Origin of the sequence: Streptomyces dioscori (assembly GCF_003024195.1) — a bacterium.
GTDB classification, from domain to species: Bacteria; Actinomycetota; Actinomycetes; order Streptomycetales; family Streptomycetaceae; genus Streptomyces; species Streptomyces dioscori.
In genome coordinates, this window is sequence record NZ_KZ679047.1 from 153,270 (window position 1) to 172,701 (window position 19,432).

The 19,432-nt window shown below is 71.9% G+C and carries 13 protein-coding genes; 10 read left to right on the top strand and 3 right to left on the bottom strand.

Annotated features, from left to right (window positions below):
* Window positions 1-114 precede the first annotated feature (114 nt).
* Window positions 115-1,212 (top strand): baeRF3 domain-containing protein, encoded by a 1,098-nt coding sequence (locus C6Y14_RS25000; protein ID WP_107019062.1) that lies wholly within the window; start codon window positions 115-117, stop codon window positions 1,210-1,212.
* Between the two features lie 58 nt (window positions 1,213-1,270).
* Here C6Y14_RS25000 and C6Y14_RS25005 read toward each other — a convergent pair whose 3' ends face one another.
* The gene (locus C6Y14_RS25005; protein ID WP_107019063.1) at window positions 1,271-3,418 is read right to left on the bottom strand and encodes a PI-PLC domain-containing protein; all 2,148 of its coding nucleotides are present in this window, start codon (window positions 3,416-3,418) and stop codon (window positions 1,271-1,273) included.
* 208 nt (window positions 3,419-3,626) lie between these two features.
* Between C6Y14_RS25005 and C6Y14_RS25010 the strand changes: the two genes are divergently transcribed.
* The 3 genes from C6Y14_RS25010 to C6Y14_RS25020 all read left to right on the top strand — a co-directional run bounded on the left by C6Y14_RS25010 (window position 3,627) and on the right by C6Y14_RS25020 (window position 6,802).
* Entirely contained in the window at window positions 3,627-4,265 is a 639-nt protein-coding gene (locus tag C6Y14_RS25010) for a hypothetical protein (protein WP_107019064.1), read from the top strand.
* Window positions 4,266-4,339: 74 nt separating this feature from the next.
* Window positions 4,340-5,110: an HAD family hydrolase gene (locus C6Y14_RS25015; protein WP_107019065.1), complete on the top strand. Its 771-nt coding sequence runs from the start codon at window positions 4,340-4,342 to the stop codon at window positions 5,108-5,110.
* 219 nt (window positions 5,111-5,329) lie between these two features.
* A complete protein-coding gene (locus tag C6Y14_RS25020) occupies window positions 5,330-6,802 on the top strand; it encodes a PP2C family protein-serine/threonine phosphatase (RefSeq protein ID WP_107019066.1) in 1,473 nt (490 codons plus the stop codon).
* A gap of 74 nt (window positions 6,803-6,876) precedes the next feature.
* On the opposite strand, the gene C6Y14_RS25025 is transcribed toward C6Y14_RS25020, so the two are convergent.
* Entirely contained in the window at window positions 6,877-8,376 is a 1,500-nt protein-coding gene (locus tag C6Y14_RS25025; protein ID WP_107019067.1) for a DNA-binding protein NsdB, read from the bottom strand.
* Between the two features lie 232 nt (window positions 8,377-8,608).
* On the opposite strand from C6Y14_RS25025, the gene C6Y14_RS25030 reads away from it, so the two are divergent.
* Together C6Y14_RS25030 and C6Y14_RS25035 are read left to right on the top strand one after the other, a co-directional pair.
* On the top strand, window positions 8,609-9,751 hold the full coding sequence (locus C6Y14_RS25030; RefSeq protein ID WP_107019068.1) for an aminoglycoside phosphotransferase family protein: 1,143 nt from the start codon (window positions 8,609-8,611) through the stop codon (window positions 9,749-9,751).
* A 312-nt stretch (window positions 9,752-10,063) separates the two neighbouring features.
* The gene (locus C6Y14_RS25035) at window positions 10,064-12,121 is read left to right on the top strand and encodes an N-acetylmuramoyl-L-alanine amidase (protein ID WP_107019069.1); all 2,058 of its coding nucleotides are present in this window, start codon (window positions 10,064-10,066) and stop codon (window positions 12,119-12,121) included.
* A gap of 27 nt (window positions 12,122-12,148) precedes the next feature.
* On the opposite strand, the gene C6Y14_RS25040 is transcribed toward C6Y14_RS25035, so the two are convergent.
* Window positions 12,149-13,003, bottom strand: a complete 855-nt coding sequence (locus tag C6Y14_RS25040; protein WP_107019070.1) for a (2Fe-2S)-binding protein — start codon at window positions 13,001-13,003, stop codon at window positions 12,149-12,151.
* Between the two features lie 291 nt (window positions 13,004-13,294).
* Between C6Y14_RS25040 and C6Y14_RS25045 the strand changes: the two genes are divergently transcribed.
* From C6Y14_RS25045 to C6Y14_RS25060, 4 genes are all read left to right on the top strand, one after another.
* Window positions 13,295-14,476, top strand: coding sequence for an ATP-grasp domain-containing protein (locus C6Y14_RS25045; RefSeq protein WP_107019071.1), 1,182 nt, complete (start codon window positions 13,295-13,297; stop codon window positions 14,474-14,476).
* A complete protein-coding gene (locus tag C6Y14_RS25050; RefSeq protein ID WP_107019072.1) occupies window positions 14,473-16,269 on the top strand; it encodes an IucA/IucC family protein in 1,797 nt (598 codons plus the stop codon). Before C6Y14_RS25045 ends, C6Y14_RS25050 begins: the two co-directional genes overlap by 4 nt.
* Window positions 16,270-16,368: 99 nt before the next feature.
* On the top strand, window positions 16,369-18,198 hold the full coding sequence (locus C6Y14_RS25055; protein WP_107019073.1) for an IucA/IucC family protein: 1,830 nt from the start codon (window positions 16,369-16,371) through the stop codon (window positions 18,196-18,198).
* Complete coding sequence (locus tag C6Y14_RS25060; protein ID WP_107019074.1) at window positions 18,195-19,409, top strand: type III PLP-dependent enzyme; 1,215 nt, start codon at window positions 18,195-18,197, stop codon at window positions 19,407-19,409. Before C6Y14_RS25055 ends, C6Y14_RS25060 begins: the two co-directional genes overlap by 4 nt.
* The last annotated feature ends 23 nt before the right edge of the window (window positions 19,410-19,432 follow it).

The following is a 19,432-nucleotide window of genomic DNA, read 5'->3' on the forward strand; positions in this document are numbered from 1 at the left end:
GCGTGGCAGGGAGACGCGAGACGACTGCCCGGCGACGTTAACAGCGAATTGCCCCTTTTGCCTGGCCGGATTCCTCCGAATGACTCGCCGCCGTTTCAGTCATATGGTGCATCTATGGAGCATCTTCTGAGCCCCGCCACCCTCACCGAGCTGCGTCGCCCGCGGCCCTACCCGGCGGTGTCGGTGCTGACGCCGACCCACCGCAGGGAGCCCGACAAGGCGCAGGATCCCGTCCGGCTGCGCAATGTGCTGGCCGAGGCGAAGAAGCAGCTGGAAGCCGATCCCGCCGTTACCCGTGAGCGGCGGACGGATGTCGTCCAGCAGCTCGAACAGGCGCTGGCGGAGGTCGATCTGAGCCACTCCGAGGACGGCCTCGCGATCTTCGCGGCTCCCGGGGAGCACCAGGTGTGGTCGCTGGCCCGGACCGTTCCGGAGCGCGTGGTCCTCTCGGACACGTTCCTCACCCGCAATCTCGTCGCCGCGCAGGCCGCCGAGAGCCCGTTCTGGGTACTGACGGTCTCCGCCGACCGGATCTCGCTGTGGAGCGGCGGCGGAGAACGGGTGGCCGAGGCGGCCGTGGCGGGGTTCCCGCTGACTCGGAGCCTCGAACCGCAGGACGTCGAGCGCGAGGAACGGGTCGGCGATGTGCCGAGCACGTTCCGCGACGAGGAGACACGGCACTTCATGCGGGACGCGGACACCGTCCTCGCCGCCGTCCTGCGCTCCGACCCGCGGCCCGTGTACGTCGCCGGTGAACAGGCCGCGCTCTCGCTCCTCGGCGAGGTCGGCAACGTCACCAGGGAAGCCGTCCACGTGCCGCACGGCGGTCTCGGGCATGCCGGGGCCGAGGCGGTGTGGCAGGCGGTCCGTCCGCTGGTCACGGCCGAGGACCTGAGGAGCATCGACGCCGTGACGACCGAGCTGGAGAGCGCCAAGGGCCGCCGGGCCTACGCGGCGGGCGTCGACGAGGTCTGGCAGAACGCGACCGCCGGCCGCGTGGGCCTGCTGGCCGTCGAGGAGAACTACCGCGTGACGGTACGCGACGACGGGGGTGACCATCTCGTCCCGGCCGACGGCGACGATCTCGACGCCCGGCACGACATCGTGGACGAGATCGTCGAACAGTGCCTGGACACCGGCGCGCAGGTCCGCTTCGTCCCGGACGGGACGCTGGCGGAGGCGCAGGGCATCGCGGGAGTGCTCCGGTACTGAATCCGACCGGGTACCGACTCCGACCGGGTCGGGCCTGCTCGGTCGCGTTCGGACCGGCTCAGTCGCGTTCCGCGTTGAGCCGGTCCACCGCGGCCTTCGCGTCTCCGACGGTCAGGTAGTCGATGGCGACGAAGTTGACCGGCGCACCCCGCACCCGTTCACACTTGTGCGCCCGGTCCAGCACGGCCTGGCGGGTGTTGATCGCGCCCGCGTCGAGGCGGCTGCCGCCGTCGGCGGTGATGAAGTGGTTGAGCAGGAACAGCCGCTTGCCCGTGCCACCGCGGTGCGGGACACAGCTCAGTTCGGCGGGGGAACGGAAGGCGAACGGCGTCTCCATGGCGTACCGGTAGAAGTTGCGGTACCAGGGCGCCGGCCCGTCGGCCCGCTCGGCGAAGACCACGAGGCGACGGCCGCTGTCGATCATCTCGCCGAGCGTCGGCCAGGGCCGGTCAGGGTCCTCGTCCGGGGTGAACACCAGGTCCCGCAGCCCCGCTTCACCGAACGCCGCCTCCGTGTCCTCGGCGCTGAGAGCGTCCTGGACGATCAGCGTGAGGACGTCACTCGGGTTGGCCCGCAGCCAGTCGCCGATCTGCCGCAGCGTCGGCACCAGTTCGATCGCGCCCGCGCGGCAGACGGAGTGACAGAGCCACAGGCCCGGCCTCGGCGGGTTGAGCCCCTGGACGGCAGCGGTGATCTGGCGGCGCAGCTCGGGCGGGAAGTCCGACTCGTCGAGCCGGTCGGTGACTTCCTCGGGGCGCTCCCAGCGGTAGGTGTCGAGCTGCAGGCCCCGTACGCCGGCGTCGAGCTGGTCGGCGATGAGGGGGTCCTGGAGGGGGCCGATGAACTTGTCGGCGGTGGTGGACATGGCGTTGTGCGAGGTGAGGTGGGCGACCTCGTCGTACCGCCGGTCGCACAGGTGCGGGCTGCCCTGGCAGCTGCGCGGGGTGTCGTCGGAGAAGGCGATCGGCACGAGTGCGACGCCCACGAGGGCGAGGGCCGTCGCGCCCGCCGCGGGCCAGAGTCCCGGCCGCCATCCGCGTACCGGCGTCTCGCGCCGCTCCGCCGCCCACGCCAGGCCGATCAGGAGGGCGCCCGCCACCACCGGCACGAGGGCGGCGGTCAGCATGCCCGCGAGGAAGCGGTCGACGGCGGTGGCCTGCAGGTCGTCGAGCAGCCGGGCCGCCGACTCCGGCCAGCCCGCGGAGATCTCGACCGGCCTGCGGCCCACGGTCCACAGGATCACGAGCGCGACGAGCGCCGTGCACAGTCCGCCGGCGGCGAGCGCCCAGCCGAGGTGCCTCAGCCGCCGGGACCGGGAGTCGGGGCCGGTGAACCAGAGTACGGCGAGGGCCGCGACGCCGAGGGCGGCGGCCAGGGGTTCGACGACGTCGAGCGTGAGGTGGGTGGCCGCGCGGACCTGCCGCACCTCGTCGAGTTCGAGGTCGGCGGCGACGTCCCAGGTCCCGCCGTCCGCGACCGTACGCAGCCGGGCGGCGGCGGCGCGGGTGCGCTCCGAGAAGGCCGCCGGTCCGACGGCGGCGAGGGCGGTGGCGATGTCGCCGTTCTGCAGGGCGACCGTGACCTCCGGGCGCAGCGTGCCGCGTACGTCCTCGGGGGCGGCCCGCAGCAGGGCGTCGGCGGCGGTGGCCGCCTGGGCCTTCGTCAGGGCGAGCGTCGGCAGGCCCTCCGGGGGCCGTCCGGCGCCTACCTCTCCCACCGCGTCCCTCAGGTCGGCGAGGAACGCCGGAAAGTCCGGTTCCTGCTGTTCCTGGAGCGAGGCGACCATGTCGCCGAAGTACGCCCTGGTCAGGCCGGTGATGTTGGCGATGACGGGCCGCAGGTCGACGGAGAGCCGCAGGTCGTCCCTGTCGCCGCGCAGGTAGTCGACGAGGTGCCCGATCTGCTGGTCCGTCAGCGTGCGCAGGGTCTCGGGCGGGAGGACCGTCTTGAGGTTGGAGGTCAGCACGGCCTCGGGCACCGGCAGCCGTCCCAGCAGGTCGCGGGTGACCGGCGTGATCCGCGGGTCGACCAGCACCTGGTTGTAGAGCCGGTCGTACGCGTGCTCGTCGGCCAGTACCGACCGGTGGAAGCCCGCGCTCAGTACGGTGCTGCGCGCGGTGGCCGTCAGCGCGACGACCGCGACGCACAGGACCGCGCAGATCCAGGCCGCGCAGCGCAGCGCTCGTATCCGGGTCGACCCGACCATGCCCTCATGCTGCGCCAAGGATCACGTGCTGGCGAGCCGTGCGGCAGAACGGGTGAGGCATTTTCGGACGGACCCCCGGCCTGCGGGCCCGCACGGCATGCCTCAGTGGTATTCACGTCATAAAGTGCATTTCGACCCCCCGGCCTCTCCGGCTCATCGCCAGCGACAGCGACAGCGACAGCGACAGCGACAGCGAGGACAGCATTCGATGAACACACCACCGCCCCTCAGGCCCCGCGGGCCCCGCCCACCGGGCCGCACGCGTTCGACCGTCGTCGCGGTGGCCGCCCTGGCCGCGGTCGCGAGCGCCGTCACGTCGTGCAGCACCGACAGCGGCTCGGACTCCTCCACCCCCTCGTTCAGTGAACGCCCCTCGCCTCCCGACACCGCGTCCTTCTCGGGGACGGCCCCCTCCATGAAGGAGTCGGTCGTCGAGTCGGCGCGCGCCGCGGCCTCCGCGGCGGCGTCGTCCGCCTCGGCCGCGGCCTCCTCCTTCGAGGCGTCCGTGTCGGCGGAGGCGGAGCGGGCCAACCAGGCCGCGCAGAAGGCGCTCAAGGACGTCGACGGTCAGGGAAACGCCATGTCGGACGTCTCCATGACCGGCAAGCCCCGGTCCGGGACCGGGGGCCTGCTCGTCGTCCTGGTGAACATCACCAACAAGACCGACAGCAAGGCCTCGTACGCCGCGCGGGTCGATTTCCTCGACTCCTCCGGCAAGACGGTGGAGACCAGGTACGTCGGCGCGGAGGACCTCGCTCCCGGCGAACGCGCCCAGCCGCTCGCCGTGAGCCGCAAGCCCGCCGAACCGGCCCTGACGTCGAAACTGTCCCAGGCCCAGCGGTACTGACCTGCCACGCACCGGCGGGCGTCGAGCCCGGCACGGGCATTGCCCGCACCGCGCGGAGCGGCTAGGAAGACCGGATGACTCGCTCCCCACTCCCGGTCTGCGGCCCCGAGGGCCCCTTGCGCGCCACGCCCTCCACGCAGGGCCCGTCCCCCGTCCGGGCGGTGCTGTTCGACTTCGGCGGCACGCTCTTCCAGATGGGCTCGTACGCGGACCGGATCCGTGCCGCGCTCCGACGCCCGGTCGGCGAGCGGGAGATGGACGAGTTTTTGAACGGGCTGGAGACGGGGCTGACCGACCCGGACGTCGTCGAGGCGCAGCGCGGGCGCGATGTGTCCTCGCGCGCGCACCGGCACGCGTTCACCACCTGGTACGCGTCGGTACGGGACCTCGCCCCGCACGCGGAAGCGCTCTACGCGCAGTTGCAGGCACCCGAGCACTGGGTGCCGTACGCGGACACACGGTCCACGCTCGCACGGCTGACCGACGAGGGGATCGCGCTCGGCGTGGTCAGCGACGTGGGCTGGGACCTGCGGGCGACGTTCGCGCACCACGGGCTCGACCGGCATTTCACGTCGTGGGTGCACTCCTACGCGTACGGCACGGAGAAGCCCGACCCGGCGCTCTTCGGGCACGCCTGCCGCGAACTGGGGGTCGCGCCGGCCGAGACGCTGATGGTGGGCGACCATCCGGCGAAGGACGGCGGGGCGGCGGGCGCCGGGCTCCGCGCCTATGTGCTGCCCGCCGGAGCCGCTCCGGGCGCGTCCCGGGGTCTCGATGCCGTGCTGCGGCTGGCGGGGGTGGGTCAGGCGTGCAGCGCACAGGAGTCGCGCGTGAGTCGCACGTGAGTCGCACCCCTTCGGCTCGCCCGTGTTGAGTACGGGCCGACCGTCGATCCGCGTACCGGATTCGTCCCGGTCAGCTCCCCCAGCAGGACGGTGGCACGTGCCCGGGGCACCACCCTGTCGTGTGTTGCCGAATCCCTTACAGCGCGTCGCAGGCTGTGCAACAGTCGTAACGGTCCTTCCCTCTGCCTTGGTCGTACCGTGCCTGTATCGGAGTACGTCATGCCGTCCCATCTCTCGGCGGACCACCCTGCCGCCCAGCCGCCTCCGCGCGGCCCGGTCGACGCGCTCATCTCGCAGACGCGCCGGCTCCGGGGCGACATGGACGCCGTACGACGCGACGCGCCCGCCGACCGCACGGACCCGGAGGGGCGCTGGCAGCGCGCCCTGTGCGACCTGGCCGTACATCAGCTCGACGACCTCGACGCGCACTTGTCCCAGTTGAGGGACGGCCCCGCGACCGCGCCCGCCGAGCAGGCAGCGGCACCCCCCGTCACCCGGACCGTGCCGCCCGCGTCCCCCGGGCGCGGCTCGCTGATCAGCCGGGTCGGCAGCGCCGAGTGGAACCTGCTGACGGACGAGGCGACCTGGTCGGGTGAGCTGTACCAGATCCTCGGCAGGGACCCCGCCGCTCCCCCGCTCACCCTCGACGAGCTGCCCTCGGTCGTCCTCGACGACGACCGGCCGAGGCTGACCTCGATGGTCACGGACTGTCTGATCGACGGCAAGCCGATCGACGGGGAGTTCCGCATGGTCCGGCCCGACGGCGGCGTACGGACCGTGCACATGATGGGCGAGCCCGTGCTGGACACGGACGGCAGCACCGCCTCGATGTGGGCCGTCCTGCGGGACGTCAGCGAACTGCGCCGCAGCCAGCGGACCGTCAGCGAGACCCATGACTCGCTGCAGCGTGAACGGCAGACCGCACAGACCGAACGCCGCCTCGCGGTCGAGCTGCAGGAAGCCGTCCTGCCGCCGTGGCGCGGATCCCCGACCCTCCCACGACAGGGCCCGGGGACACTGGACCTGGCCGCGCGCTATCTGCCCGCCACGACCAGCTCACTGATCGGCGGCAACTGGTACGACGCCCTCGACATGCCCGACGGACAGACGCTGTTGAGCGTCGGCGACCTCACCGGGCACGGGGTCGCCGTCACCTCGGGCATGGCGATGCTGCTCGGCGCGCTGCGCGGCATGGCCGTGGCGGGCACCGAACCCGGCCAGCTCATGGCCTGGCTCAACCAGTTACTCGACGCGTCCGTCCAGCCCGCCCTGGGCAGCGCGGTGTGCTGCCGCTACCGGCCGCAGAGCCGGACCCTCGTCTGGGCGCAGGCAGGACACCCCGCCCCGCTGCTGTTCCGCAACGGGACGGGGCGCATGCTGGCTCCGCCCGACGGCGTCCTGCTCGGCGCCACCTCGGGTGCCGTCTACGGGCAGGCCGAAGTGCCCCTCGAACCGGGCGACCTGCTCCTCCTGCACACCGACGGACTGGTCCCCGCACGGTGGGGATGCGCCCGCCCGGACGCGACCGGGACGGTGGAGAGCACCGCGGACGTCAGCCGCCTCCTCGATCTGGCCCCCCGCTTCCAGGAGGCCCGCAGCGCACAGGACTGCGTACGGACCGTGGTGGAGGAGTTCGGGGAGACGGAACGCGAGGACGACGCCTGCGTACTCGTCGCCCGGGTCACCACCTGAGGAAGCCTGAGGCGGGCGGCCCGGGTCGTCGGTGTTGGTAACGGTGTCGGTGTCGCTTTCCGTGCACAAACCCCTTATGCGCGCGCGGTGTTGTTGCCTTTCGGCTTCAACGAGCCCTTGGGCAGCGACAGTTTGATCTCCTCACGCAGCTCGTGGATCTTCGGATAGCTGGAGTACTGCCCCGTCAGCCGGTACATCTCCCGGAGCCGGTCCCACGTGCGATGGGACGAGTTCGACCCCATCGACGTCAGGGCCAGGCGTGCGTACCGGTCGGCCTGTTCGGGGTCGTCGGCGATGAAGCAGGCGGAGGCGAGCGAGAGATGGTCGAAGATCTTCGACCGGTCCCGGCCCTTCTCCCGCAGCGCCAGGGCCTCCTTGGCGTGGCGCTGCGCGACGGCGGCCGCGGCCGGGTCGTGCTCCGCCAGCGTCCGGTACGCCAGGGCCTGCATCCCGTGCATGTCCGCCTCGTCGAAGAGCTGCATCCAGCTCGGCGGCGGCACGTCGCCCTTGTCCGAGACGAAGAGGTCCTCCGCCTCGCCCAGGGTGCGCCGCATGGCCTGGCCCTTGCCCAGTGACGCCTGCGCCCAGGCCTCGATGGTGTAGAGCATGGCCTGCGTACGCGGCAGGACCTCGTCGCCCGATCCCGACTTGGCGAGATTCATGAGGTCGAGCGCGTCGTCGGGCCGGCCCAGGTGCACCATCTGGCGGGCCGCCCGGGAGAGCGCCTCGCCCGCACGGGGCCGGTCACCGCCTTCCCGGGCCGCGTGCGCGGCGATGATGAAGTACTTCTGAGCCGTGGGCTCCAGGCCGACGTCGTGCGACATCCAGCCCGCGAGCACCGCGAGGTTGGCGGCGACGCCCCACAGGCGCCGCTGCAGATGGTCGGGGTGCCGGTAGGAGAGCATGCCTCCCACTTCGTTGAGCTGTCCTACGACAGCCTTTCTCTGCAGGCCGCCACCGCGGGCCGCGTCCCAGGCCCGGAACACCTCGACCGAGCGCTCCAGTTCCTCGATCTCCTGCGACCCGATGGGGGCGGCCTCGTAACGGTCGAACCCGGCGGGGTCGGCGTGCAGGGGATTGTCGGTTTCAGGGGCGTCGGCCACCAGGGCCGGGTCGGTGTGCAGCCACTCGTGCATGGAACTGCTGATTGCGGATCCTGCGGCGAGCGCGGCGCCCGCGCCCACCAAGCCGCGTCGGTTGAGCATGAGGTCCATTCCCGTGAATTCGGTGAGGACCGCGGCAGTCCGCTCGGGCGCCCACGGCACACCGTCGGGATGTTCAGCACTCCCGCCGCCCGGCCGTTTTCCCGTACGCCCGTGCCGGACCAGACCGAGATCCTCGATGGTCACGACACGGCCGAGACGCTCGGTGAACAGTGCTGCCAGTACCCGCGGCACCGGATCGCGCGGGATCTCTCCCGTGTCGATCCACCGCCGCACCCGTGAGGTGTCCGTCGCCAGCTGGGGGTGGCCCATGGCCGCCGCCTGCCGGTTGACCAGCCTCGCGAGTTCTCCCTTGGACCAGCCGGCCAGGCCGAACAGGTCCGAAAGTCGGGTGTTGGGTTGTCCGCTCACGTCAAGCCCCCAGGTTCTCGGCTGAGTTGACAGTAACCGTCTGTCAGTTGCTGAGCGACTATTCGCCAGGGTTCGCCAGGGCACGCCAGATGGTGTGCCAGTGGGCGCCGGGTGTCAGGTAGGAACGCGCCACCCCGACCCGGTCACCGAGGGACATTCCCCAGGGTGTACCGGCGCGACCGGGGCGGGTAGCGCGGCAACTCGCCGGCACACGAAGGGATCTGTTTCGCCCATGTACACAGCATCGTCCTCCGTGTCCGCCCCACCCCGGTCGCTGCACGCCCGCCCGGTCGGCGGCGGCCCCTACCTCGACCCCGCGCGTCCCGCGGCGGCTCCCGTGCTCGGCGGCGGCCGGTCGCGGCGCATTCCGGGGCTCGGGACGCCACCGCTCAGCGGGAGACTCGACTTGTCCGGCCCCCAGGGCGCCCAGCTGCGCACGGCGATCGCGTCGGTGCACCGGATCTGCCCGGAGTTCGCTCCGGTGCAGGTGCTGCGCCGCAGCGGACGCTCCGTGCTCCTTGTCGGTACGACAGGGCGCAGCACCGCGGTCGCCAAGTGTTTACTGGACCACTCCCCCGTGTGGACCGAGCGGATCCGGCACGAGATAGCGGCATACCGCTCGTTCGTGCGGCACCGGCCACCCGTGCGGGTGCCCCGGCTGATCGCGGCGGACCCGGACAACTGCACCCTGGTGATCGAGCGGATGCCGGGACGGGTGGCCGCGCTGAACCGGCATCCGGTGGAGGCCCCGCCCCGCGCGGACATCAGGGCGGCGCTCGGCGCGATCTGCCGGCTGAACGCGTGGCGGCCGCCGGCGGGGACGTTCGACGCCCCGCTGGACTACGCGGCGCGGATCTCCCGGTATCACGAGCTGGGTCTGCTCACCGACCGCGATATGGGTGACCTGCAGAAACTGGTGCACGGCATCGCGCACTCGGCCGGCCGCCAGGGTATGGGCCAGTTCTGTCACGGCGATTCCCTCCTGTCGAACATGCTCCTGTCACCGGCCGGTCCAGTGCTGGTGGACTGGGAGCACGCGGGTTGGTATCTGCCGGGGTACGACCTGGCGACGCTGTGGGCGGTCCTCGGGGAGGCGCCCGTCGCCCGCCGGCAGATCAGCCAGCTGGCCCAGTCGGCGGGACCCGCGGCGCGTGACGCGTTCCTGGTGAACCTGATGCTCGTCCTGACCAGGGAGATCCGTACGTACGAGACGGCCGTGCAGCGGTCGATGCACGAGGCCACCCCGGCGGCACCGGGACCGGCCCACCCGGGCGCCGCACCGTCCGGTGAGGAACAGCGGCTGCTGCTGAGGCGGCTGCACGACGACTGCCAGATGGCCCGCAAGGCCGTTCGCGCGGCGGTCGGTACTCGCTGACGGGGACGAAGGCCCGCGGTACGCCCAGGGACAGGGCGCACCGCGGGCCTTCTTCGTGTCCGCGGATCGTGTCCGCGGACTTTTCCGCTGCCATTTTTCGCAGCCCTTCCCACCGCCTCGGCACCAGAGGTCCACTCCACTGACGCCTCGCAGGCCGGGTCGCCACCGCACCGAAATCGGTGAACTCCCACCGCTGACGTGGGAAATCGTCCGCCTCTGGGAATGATTGACGGATCGTCGGACAGCCGGTACCACTGACGCACACCCGCCCCCGTACGCACCGTCACGCCCGATCGTCCCAGGAGGCCTGCTTTGCGAGGATCCCCCACCGACCCCAGCCCTTCCGCCCGGCACAGACGTGCCCGCCGGACCGCGGGTGCCGTCGCCTCGGCCGCGCTGCTGCTGCCTCTGCTCGGTGCCGCCCCGTACGACGGCGGCGTCGACGGCGACGGCGGCTGGACGCCCGCGTCCTCCGCGCAGCCGTCCTCCCTGCCCTCCGCGCATCTGCAGAATGCTTTCGCCAACGCCGCCGACGCGTACGACGTACCGCAGAGCGTGCTCCTGGCCGTCTCGTACCTGCAGTCCCGGTGGGACGCGCACGAGGGGGCTCCGAGCGTGACGGGCGGCTACGGCCCGATGCATCTGACCGACGCCCGGACGGCGATCGCCCGGACGGCGGCCTCGCACCACGGCGACGGTACGGAGGACCCGCGGGGCGACGACTCACGCGGCGCCCGCCTGCCCGACTCGGAGGTTCCCGACCCGCAGGGTGCGGACACTCGGGTGCCGGAGAACGCCGAGCTCCCGGCCCGCCTCAAGACGCTGACGACGGCCGCCGAGCTGAGCGGCATCCCCGCGGAGCGGCTGCGGACGGACGCCGCCGCGAACGTGGCGGGCGGCGCCGCGCTGCTGGCGGCGGCCCAGAAGCAGCTCGGCGAGCCGCTCAGCGACGACGCGGCCGACTGGTACGGAGCGGTGGCGCGCTACTCGGGTGCCGATGACACGGCGACGGCGGCGACGTACGCCGACGACGTCTTCGACGTGATCCGCCGCGGTGAGGAGCGCACGACGGACGGCGGGCAGCGGATGACGCTGGCCGCGCAGCCGCGGTTGCGCCCGGCGACGGCCCAGCTGAGGGCCGCGGGGCTGCGGGCGCCGGCCGCGGGTACCACCGAGTGTCCGTCGACCGTGTCCTGCGAGTGGATCCCGGCGCCGTACGAGGAGTTCGGGGACGGTGACTACGGCAACCACGATCTGGGCGACCGGCCGAAGTCCCAGAGCATCAAGTACATCGTCGTCCACGACACCGAGGGCGCCTGGGACGGCGTCCTCGACATGGTGCAGGACCCGACGTATGTGTCGTGGCAGTACACCCTGCGCTCCACCGACGGGCACATCGCCCAGCATGTGAAGGCCAAGGACGTGGCCTGGCACGCGGGCAACTGGTACATCAACGCGAAGTCGATCGGCCTGGAGCACGAGGGTTTCCTGACCGCGCCCGACACCTGGTACACGGAGGCGATGTACCGGTCGTCGGCGCGACTGGTGACGTACCTCGCCAAGAAGTACGGCATCCCGCTCGACCGGCAGCACATCCTCGGCCACGACACCGTGCCCGGCACGACGACCGCGACGATCCCGGGGATGCACACGGACCCGGGCCCGTACTGGGACTGGCAGCACTACTTCGCGCTGCTCGGCAAGCCGCTGCGTGCCACGGCCGGGCCGAAGGGCGGGCTGGTGACGATCGCGCCGAAGTTCTCCACGAACAAACCGGTGTTCACCGGCTGCGTCTCGGCGACGGAGCCCTGCGCGGCCCATGGATCCAGTGCCGTACGCCTCTACACCGAGCCGCGCGAGGACGCCCCGCTGATCAAGGACATCGGTCTGCGGCCCGGCGGTGGCGACTCCACGACCGGCGTGAACGACCTGGGCTCACGGGTGTCCACCGGGCAGCGGTACGCGGTCGCCGGGCGCGACGGCGACTGGACCGCGATCTGGTACCTCGGTCAGAAGGCCTGGTTCAGGAATCCGGCGAAGCAGCCGACGGCGGTGGACGCGGCCGGTGCCGTCCTCACCCCGAAGGCCGGGGCGGCGGACATCCCCGTGTACGGGCGCGCGTACCCGGAGAAGGAGGCGTACCCGGCGGGTGTGCCCGTCCAGGCGGTCTCGCCGCTGCCGTACAAGCTGCTCGCGGGGCAGAAGTACGCGGTCGGTGACAAGGTGCCGGGCGAGTACTTCTACGCGCCGACCTTCGACACGACACCGCACCGGGTGGTGCGGGGTTCGGACATGTACTACGAGATCCAGTTCGGGCACCGGGTGGCGTTCGTACGGGCCGCCGATGTGCGGGTGATGCCGTCCCCCTGAGCCGGAGCGGGGAGGCTGCGCCGGGTCTCAGGACTCGATCCGGCGCAGCCGCTCGGCGTCGCAGGTGCGCGGGCAGGTGGCGCATGCCTCGGCGGGGCGGATCGTGTAGTAGAGGCAGCAGCCCAGCCGGGTGCGGGTCGGGTGCTGCCGGCCGTCGCCGCCGGTGAGGTGGCGGAAGTCCGCGCCGCCGGGGAAGGGCGTGACGGCGGAGGGCAGGAGTGCGGTGGCGGCCCGCACGGAGTCCGGTTCGCGGCCCAGCATGCGGCCCAGGTACCAGATGCCGGAGACGAGGTCGTCGGTGACCAGGCCCCACAGCGCGCGTGGTCCGCGGCGGATGTAGGGGCCGATGGCGGAGAGCAGCGGCTCCATGTGGTCGGCGACGGCGACCCTCAACTCCGCGCGCAGTGCTTCCTCGTGAGGGACGGTCAGGACGCCGGGGAGCGTGCCTGCCGAATCGTCCGGCAGACAGGCCAGGTCCGGTCCGGGGGTGATCTCGAACGTGCCGGACGACAGGTCGATCCGTACGTCCTCGGGGCGGACGCGCGGCACCCGGCCGGTGAGGTACCAGACGCCGCTCATCAGCAGGCCGACCGACCACGCGTAGTCGTGCAGGGCACGGGAGGCGGCGACATCGCGGCGCGGGACGTGGTCGTAACGCTCCCGGATACGGGAGTCCTCGGCCGACAGGAACGCCTCCAGGGCCCCCTGATCTTTCGTCAACTCCGCCCCGCTGAAGCCCGTTCGGGTGAAGTCCGCCGCCGGGTCCGCCACACGCGCCGTCAACGCCGGGCACACCTGGACCAGTTGCCGGTACGCGTCGCCGAGCAGGCCGGACACGGTCGTGGGCGCACCGGTCGACACGGTCTCCAGGGCCACGGTCATCGGTACTCCTGTGCGCAAGGGGGAAAGCAAGAAAAGCAGGTAAGCCTTACCTTAGTATAGAGATCGCTAACAGCAGTGCGTGACGACACCCCCTGAGCAACGATCAAGGGAGGCGCACGTCACAGCACCTCCATGGCCGGTAGAGAAACAGAACATGCCCACCGTGAATTCACTTAATGTGACTGCGACCGAACAGGCCGCGCCTGCGCGGGCAGAGCCCTGCCTCACCACGGCTCACCGGTCGGCCGCTCGTCCTCACCCGCCCACCCACGAGCGGAAGTTGCTCCCCGCGTGCGTATGTATCTGCTTGCCCGCAACCCCACCGATTCCGTCACGGAGGGGTTTCTGCCCGCCGCCGCACGGCTCGGTCTCGACGTGACCGTGCTCACCGATCAGCCGGACGCCCATCGGCGCGTATATCCGCAGACCAGGATCGTGGAGTGCGACGTCCGCGACTTCCGTTCCGTCATCACCTGTATCTCGACGCTCGGCCGCCCCGACGCGGTCTTCTCCAACAGTGATCATCTGCAGACCCAGACCGCACTGGCCGCCGACTACTTCGGTCTGCCGGGCAAGGACTGGCGGGTTGCCCTGCGCACCAAGGACAAGGCGGAGATGCGACGCCGTCTCGCGTCCGCCGGCGCGGACCCGGTGTGGTCGGCGGAGGTCGCCGAGGACACGGACGTGGCCGCTCTCGACGTGCCGTACCCGTGTGTCGTCAAGCCGCGTGAGGGTGTGGCCAGCGAGGACGTCGTACGCGTCGAGGACCCCGGGGAACTGGTGGCCCGGTGCGCGGAGATCCGGGGCCGGCGCCCCGGGGCCGCCCTGGTAGTCGAGGAGTTTCTGCCGGGCGAGCTGTACACCCTGGAGACGCTCGGCGACGGTCGCGTCCGTCACGTCCTGGGCGGCTTCCACACCGTGCTGTCCCCGCCGCCGTACTTCATAGAGGAGCGGCTGACCTTCGTCGCGGCCCACCCCGAAGCGGTCGTCGCCCAGGTGCTCGCCCAACTCGACGCTCTCGGCGTGGGTTTCGGCGCCTGTCACACCGAGTTCGTGGTGCACGAGGGACGGGCGAGGATCATCGAGGTCAACTACCGTGCCATAGGCGACCAGTGCGATCTGCTGCTGGCCCGTCTGCTGGAGATCCCGCTCTTCGAGCACATTCTGCGTACTCATCTGGGTGAGCCCCTGCCCGCCTCGCTCGGTGAGCGGCGCGACGGCGTGGCCCGGCTGGACTACCCGTGCGCACAGAGCGCGGGAACGCTGACGGCGGCTCCCGCCGCGACCGAACTCGACGCGGACGGGGTGCGGTTGACCTATCGGCCGCTGCGCGCGATCGGTGAGCGGCACGAGGTGTACCGCACCAACCGCGACTTCCTCGGCGTGGTGAGGGCGACCGGGACCGTCCAGGCGGACGTGGACAGGGCGGTGGCCGGGTTCCTGGCCGGGCAGCGGTGGGAGATCCAGCCGTGATCGGTGCGCTCCCCGGTACCGGCGCCGGTGGCGCGGAGGCCGACGCCTCGCAGGGCGCGCTGGTGATCCGGGTACTCGGCGCCCTGCTGCGCGAGGACGTCGTCGGCCTGCGCTCGTCCGGCAGGCTCGTGCACCGGCCGGACGGCGCCTGGCTGCGACGGGACACCGGCGAGGGGCAGTCCCTTCTGCTGCCGGTCACCGAGGACGGCTTCCAGTGCGAGTACACGGCCCGACTTCCCCTGGTTGTTGGGGAGTTCAGTGCCTCCGAGGAGTCCGTCTCCTACCGGTCGTGCGACACGATCCTCGCCGCCCTGCGCGACCTCGCGGATCCCCTCGACCGGGACGGCTTCGACGTGTTCGCCGAGGAGTGCCGTCAGACACTGGCCACCATGCGGCTGCACACGGCGGTCCGCGACGAGGTGACCAAAGAGCTGACCGACCGTCATGGGCCTGCGCCCGCACGTTGGTCGGGCATGTCCGCAGCGCTGGCGTACGACACCCTCGCCGCCCACCTGGACCACCCCGTCTACCCCACCGCACGCGGCCGCTCCGGCTTGGACGAGCGGCAACTGCGCGCGTACGCGCCGGAGTTGGCGCCACGTTTCGCCCTGCGCTGGATCGCGCTGCCACGGGACGCGGTCACCGGGACTCCGCCGGACGGCTGGCCCACCCCCGCACGACTCGGACTGACGGGACTCGACAGCACGCATGTGGCCCTGCCCGTACACCCGTTGACTGTCGGGCCCGCACTGGAAGGGGCCCTGCGCGCCACCGGGCTGTCCGAGCGGTCCGTGCTCGCCGACCGGGCTTACCTCGAAGCCGTGCCGACCCTGTCGATGCGTACCGTGGCCCTGTCCGCGCAGCCGTTCCTGCACATCAAACTCCCTCTGGCCACCGCCACACTGGGCCTGCGCAACCGGCGGACCATCAAACCCGGCACCCTCCTCGACGGGGCCGCGGGACAACGTCTGATCGAGCGGATCATCGACCGCGAACCGCGCTTCGCGAGCACGATCCTGCACGCCGACGAGACCGTGTACGCGCATGCCGGGCACGAACTGCTCGGCGCGCTGTTCCGGCGGTACCCCGACGGCCTCCAGGACTCCGTCGTCGTACCCATGGCCGCGCTCCTGGCCGAAGCACCCGGCGGACTGCTGGTCGTCGACCATCTGGCCGACCGTTTCTACGCCGGTGACGTCCTCGGACTGCTGGACGCATGCCTCACCCTGCTCTTCGACTGGCAGACCACCCTGTTCGGGTACGGGATAGCGCTTGAGTCGCACCAGCAGAACATCTCACTGGTGCTGGACCGGCGGCAGGACGGCCGTACCCGGCTGCGGCTGCTGCTGAAGGACAACGACGGGCCGCGCATCAACACCGTACGGCTGCGCGAGCGGCTGGGGACCGAGGCGCCGGGACCCGCCGGCTTCGACGACGTCAGGACCTTCACCGAGGGAGACGGGCCGGTTGTCGACCTGTTCACCACCATTACGGTCCATCTGTGCGCGGGGGCCTACGCCTTCGGGCTGGCGGGGCACGGTCGGGCACCCCTTCCGGTGCTGTTGAGGCTCGTGCGCGACCGGCTCGCCGAGGCGATCGAACGGCTCGGTACGGGAGCGGGCGAGCCCGGTGCCGTGCTGCGGGCCCAGGTGCTCGACGCGCCGCGCCTGCCGGTCAAGGCCATGGTCACCGCCGGAACGCTCCTCACCAAGGAACGCTCGGGCGCGGCGGACATCAACAAGCACTACACCAGCGGACCCAACTACCTGCGCAGCGTCGGGACTTCGTCATGAGGGGTGAGGCCCGACGCTGCCGGCCCCCTCCGCCGCCCACGCCAGGATCTTTCGACGCGCGACCGTTCTTCGCTCTCTTCGCACTTGCTGGAGCCGCACATGCCCTCGCTGACCGAGACCCTCGGTAGCACCTCCCTCGACGCACCCCGCCGCACCACCGGCCCCGCTCCCGATCCCGCGCCACAGGGTCAACTCCCCAGCGCGGACGAGGTCGTGGCGCACACGCTCCTCAACTGCCTGGTGCGCGAGGTGTCGGCCCCCGAACACCAGACCGCCCTCACCGACCGCCATCTGCTGCTGCGGCTGCCCCGCCGCGGTGTGCTGCTGCGGGTCGCGTTGCGCCGCACGTCGATGCTCGGCGCACATCGCTTCAGCGGACCGGTGAGTGAGCGGACGGCCGACGGCGACTGGAGCGAGATCGACTGGCGGCGACTGGCGGAGCACACACAGGACGAACTGTCCCTGCGGACCGGCGTGCGCAACGAGGAGTTCCTCGACCAGATCGACTCCAGCCACCGGAGCATCGCCGCGTCCTTCGCCGTACGGACCGGGGCTCAGCGCGTTCGGCGCGGGACCGGCCCGGCAGCGGCGGACACGCCCGTCGCCGCCTATCTCGACTCCGAGCAGTCGCTGCTGTTCGGGCACCGCTTCCACCCCACGCCCAAGGCCCGCACCGGGGACGCCGACTCCTGGCCCGCCTACGCGCCTGAGGCCGCCGCGGCCTTCCCGCTGCGGCACCTCGCCGTGCGCGCACACCTGATCGCGGAGGAGTCCGCGGAGCCCGGCGCCCTGGACGCACTCGACCGGCTGACCGCACCCGCCTCCCTCCCCGAGGGCTACCGGCTGCTGCCCGCGCACCCCTGGCAGTACGACATGCTGCGCGAGCACCCGGCGCTGCGCGCGGCTCTCGGGCGCGGGGACGTCCTCGACCTCGGGCAGGCCGGCAGGCCGTTCGCCGCCACCGCCTCCGTCCGGACCCTGTACGACGGTGAGTCGTTCCTGAAGTTCAGCCTGAACATCAGGATCACCAACTGCCTGCGCAAGAACGCCAGTTACGAACTGTCCGGCGCCGTCGCGCTCACCCGGGTGCTGGGTCCGGTACTGGCCGACCTGGCCGAACGGTTCCCCGGCAGCGCGGTGCTCCGCGAGCCCGCCTACCGCAGTCTCGCCCTGGCGGGCCCCGACGGGACACCGGACCGCGACCTGCTCGAAGGCTTCGGCGTCATCGTCCGCGAGGGCCTGGCCCACCGGCTCCTGCCCGGCACCACCCCGCTGCTCGCGGGCGCCGTGGCGGACGAGTACCCCACCGGTGCCGCGCACATCTCCCGGCTCCTCGACGGGGCCGGGCCTCGGGCCGCACTCGACTGGTGGGCCGCCTACCTGCGGCTCCTCGTGCCGCCCGTACTCGCCGCCTACTTCGACCACGGCCTCGTACTGGAACCCCATCTGCAGAACGTGCTGATCTGCGTCGACGGCGACGGCATGCCCGCCCAGGTCCTCTTCCGTGACCTGGAGGGCACCAAGCTGCTGCCCGAGCGGCACGCCGGGACCCTCGCCTCGCTGCCGCCCGAGGTCGCGGGCCCGATGACGTACGACGCGCAGCGCGGCTGGGACCGGATCGTCTACTGCCTGCTCGTGAACCACGTCGCCGAGCTGCTCGCGGCCCTCGCCGATCTGCACCCCCGTGCCGAGGCCGCGTTGTGGGCCGAGGTCCGGGGCGCCCTGAGGACGTACGCCGACCGCTACGGCTGCCCGCCGCCGCTGGCCGCGCTGCTCGCGGGCGTGCCCCTGCCCGCCAAGGCGAACCTGCTGACCCGCTGGGAGCGCAAGGCCGACCGCGAGGCCGGATACGTCCGGCTGCCCTCGCCCCTCGGCGAGCCGATCACTGCATCAACCGATGCCGCTGCCGCTACCGGGGGCACCCGATGACCGATCCCACCGACGCCGTACGGAACCGGGTGCTCTCCCTGCCCTCCGGCGAACTCCCCGCCTACCTCTACGACTTGGCGGCGCTGCGCGCGCACGCGGCGGCCGTGCGAGCCTCACTGCCCGAGCGCGTCGAGCTGTACTACGCGGCGAAGGCCAACCCGGAGCCGGAGATCCTGGCCGCGCTGAGTGCGTACGTGGACGGCTACGAGGTCGCCTCGGGCGGTGAACTCGCCCATGTCGCCCAGGCGGTGCCGGGCCGCCCGCTGGCCTTCGGCGGGCCCGGCAAGACCCCCGCCGAGATCGTCGCCGCGCTGGAGCTGGGCGTGGAGCGTTTCCATGTGGAGAGCGAGTACGAGCTGCACATGCTGGCCGAACTGGCCCGGCGGGTGCTGCCCGCCGGCCGGGTGGGCGTGCTGCCGCGCTTCAACCTCCCGGTGGCCGCGGGCTCGTTGGCGGCGAGTTCCCTCGCCATGGGCGGGCGTCCCTCCCCCTTCGGCCTGGACCCGGCCCAGGCGGACACGGTCATGGGTCTGCTCACCGATGACACATACCCGCAGCTCGAACTCAAGGGTGTGCACGCCCATCTGGCGAGCGGACTCCGGGCTCCCGAGCAGTTCGCGGTGGCCGAGTCCGTCGTGGAGTGGGCCGTCCGGCTCTCGGAGCGGCACGGGGTCCGGCCGGCGGAGGTCAACGTCGGCGGGGGCATGACGGTCGACTACACGGCCCCCGACGAGCGCTTCGACTGGGTCGCGTACGGTGCCGGGCTCGCCCGGCTCCTGTCGCGGCACCCGGATCTGGTGGTGCGTGTCGAACCCGGGCGGGCCCTGACGGCGTACTGCGGCTGGTACGCCACCGAAGTCCTGGACGTGAAGCCGAGTCACGGCGAGGAGTTCGCGGTGGTGCGCGGCGGCACGCACCACCTGCGCACTCCGGCGACCAAGGGGCACGACCAGCCCTGCACCCTGCTGACGGTGGAGGACTGGCCGCATCCGTGGGTCCGGCCGGCCGCCCGAGGCGAACTGGTCACGCTGACCGGCCAGTTGTGCACGCCGAAGGACGTCCTGGCCAGGAACGTCCCCGCGGCGGCGTTGCGCGCGGGCGACCGGGTGGCGTTCGGGCTGGCGGGTGCCTACGCGTGGAACATCTCCCACCACGACTTCCTCATGCACCCGCGCCCCGGCTTCCACTTCATCGACGCACCGGGCGGGTGACCGAAAGGGCATGACCCCTGGCG

Coding starts and splice junctions, on each gene's coding strand:
- C6Y14_RS25000 (WP_107019062.1), top strand. CDS start 115: ATGGAGCATCTTCTGAGCCCCGCCACCCTCACCGAGCTGCGTCGCCCG.
- C6Y14_RS25005 (WP_107019063.1), bottom strand. CDS start 3,418: ATGGTCGGGTCGACCCGGATACGAGCGCTGCGCTGCGCGGCCTGGATC.
- C6Y14_RS25010 (WP_107019064.1), top strand. CDS start 3,627: ATGAACACACCACCGCCCCTCAGGCCCCGCGGGCCCCGCCCACCGGGC.
- C6Y14_RS25015 (WP_107019065.1), top strand. CDS start 4,340: ATGACTCGCTCCCCACTCCCGGTCTGCGGCCCCGAGGGCCCCTTGCGC.
- C6Y14_RS25020 (WP_107019066.1), top strand. CDS start 5,330: ATGCCGTCCCATCTCTCGGCGGACCACCCTGCCGCCCAGCCGCCTCCG.
- C6Y14_RS25030 (WP_107019068.1), top strand. CDS start 8,609: ATGTACACAGCATCGTCCTCCGTGTCCGCCCCACCCCGGTCGCTGCAC.
- C6Y14_RS25040 (WP_107019070.1), bottom strand. CDS start 13,003: ATGACCGTGGCCCTGGAGACCGTGTCGACCGGTGCGCCCACGACCGTG.
- C6Y14_RS25055 (WP_107019073.1), top strand. CDS start 16,369: ATGCCCTCGCTGACCGAGACCCTCGGTAGCACCTCCCTCGACGCACCC.
- C6Y14_RS25060 (WP_107019074.1), top strand. CDS start 18,195: ATGACCGATCCCACCGACGCCGTACGGAACCGGGTGCTCTCCCTGCCC.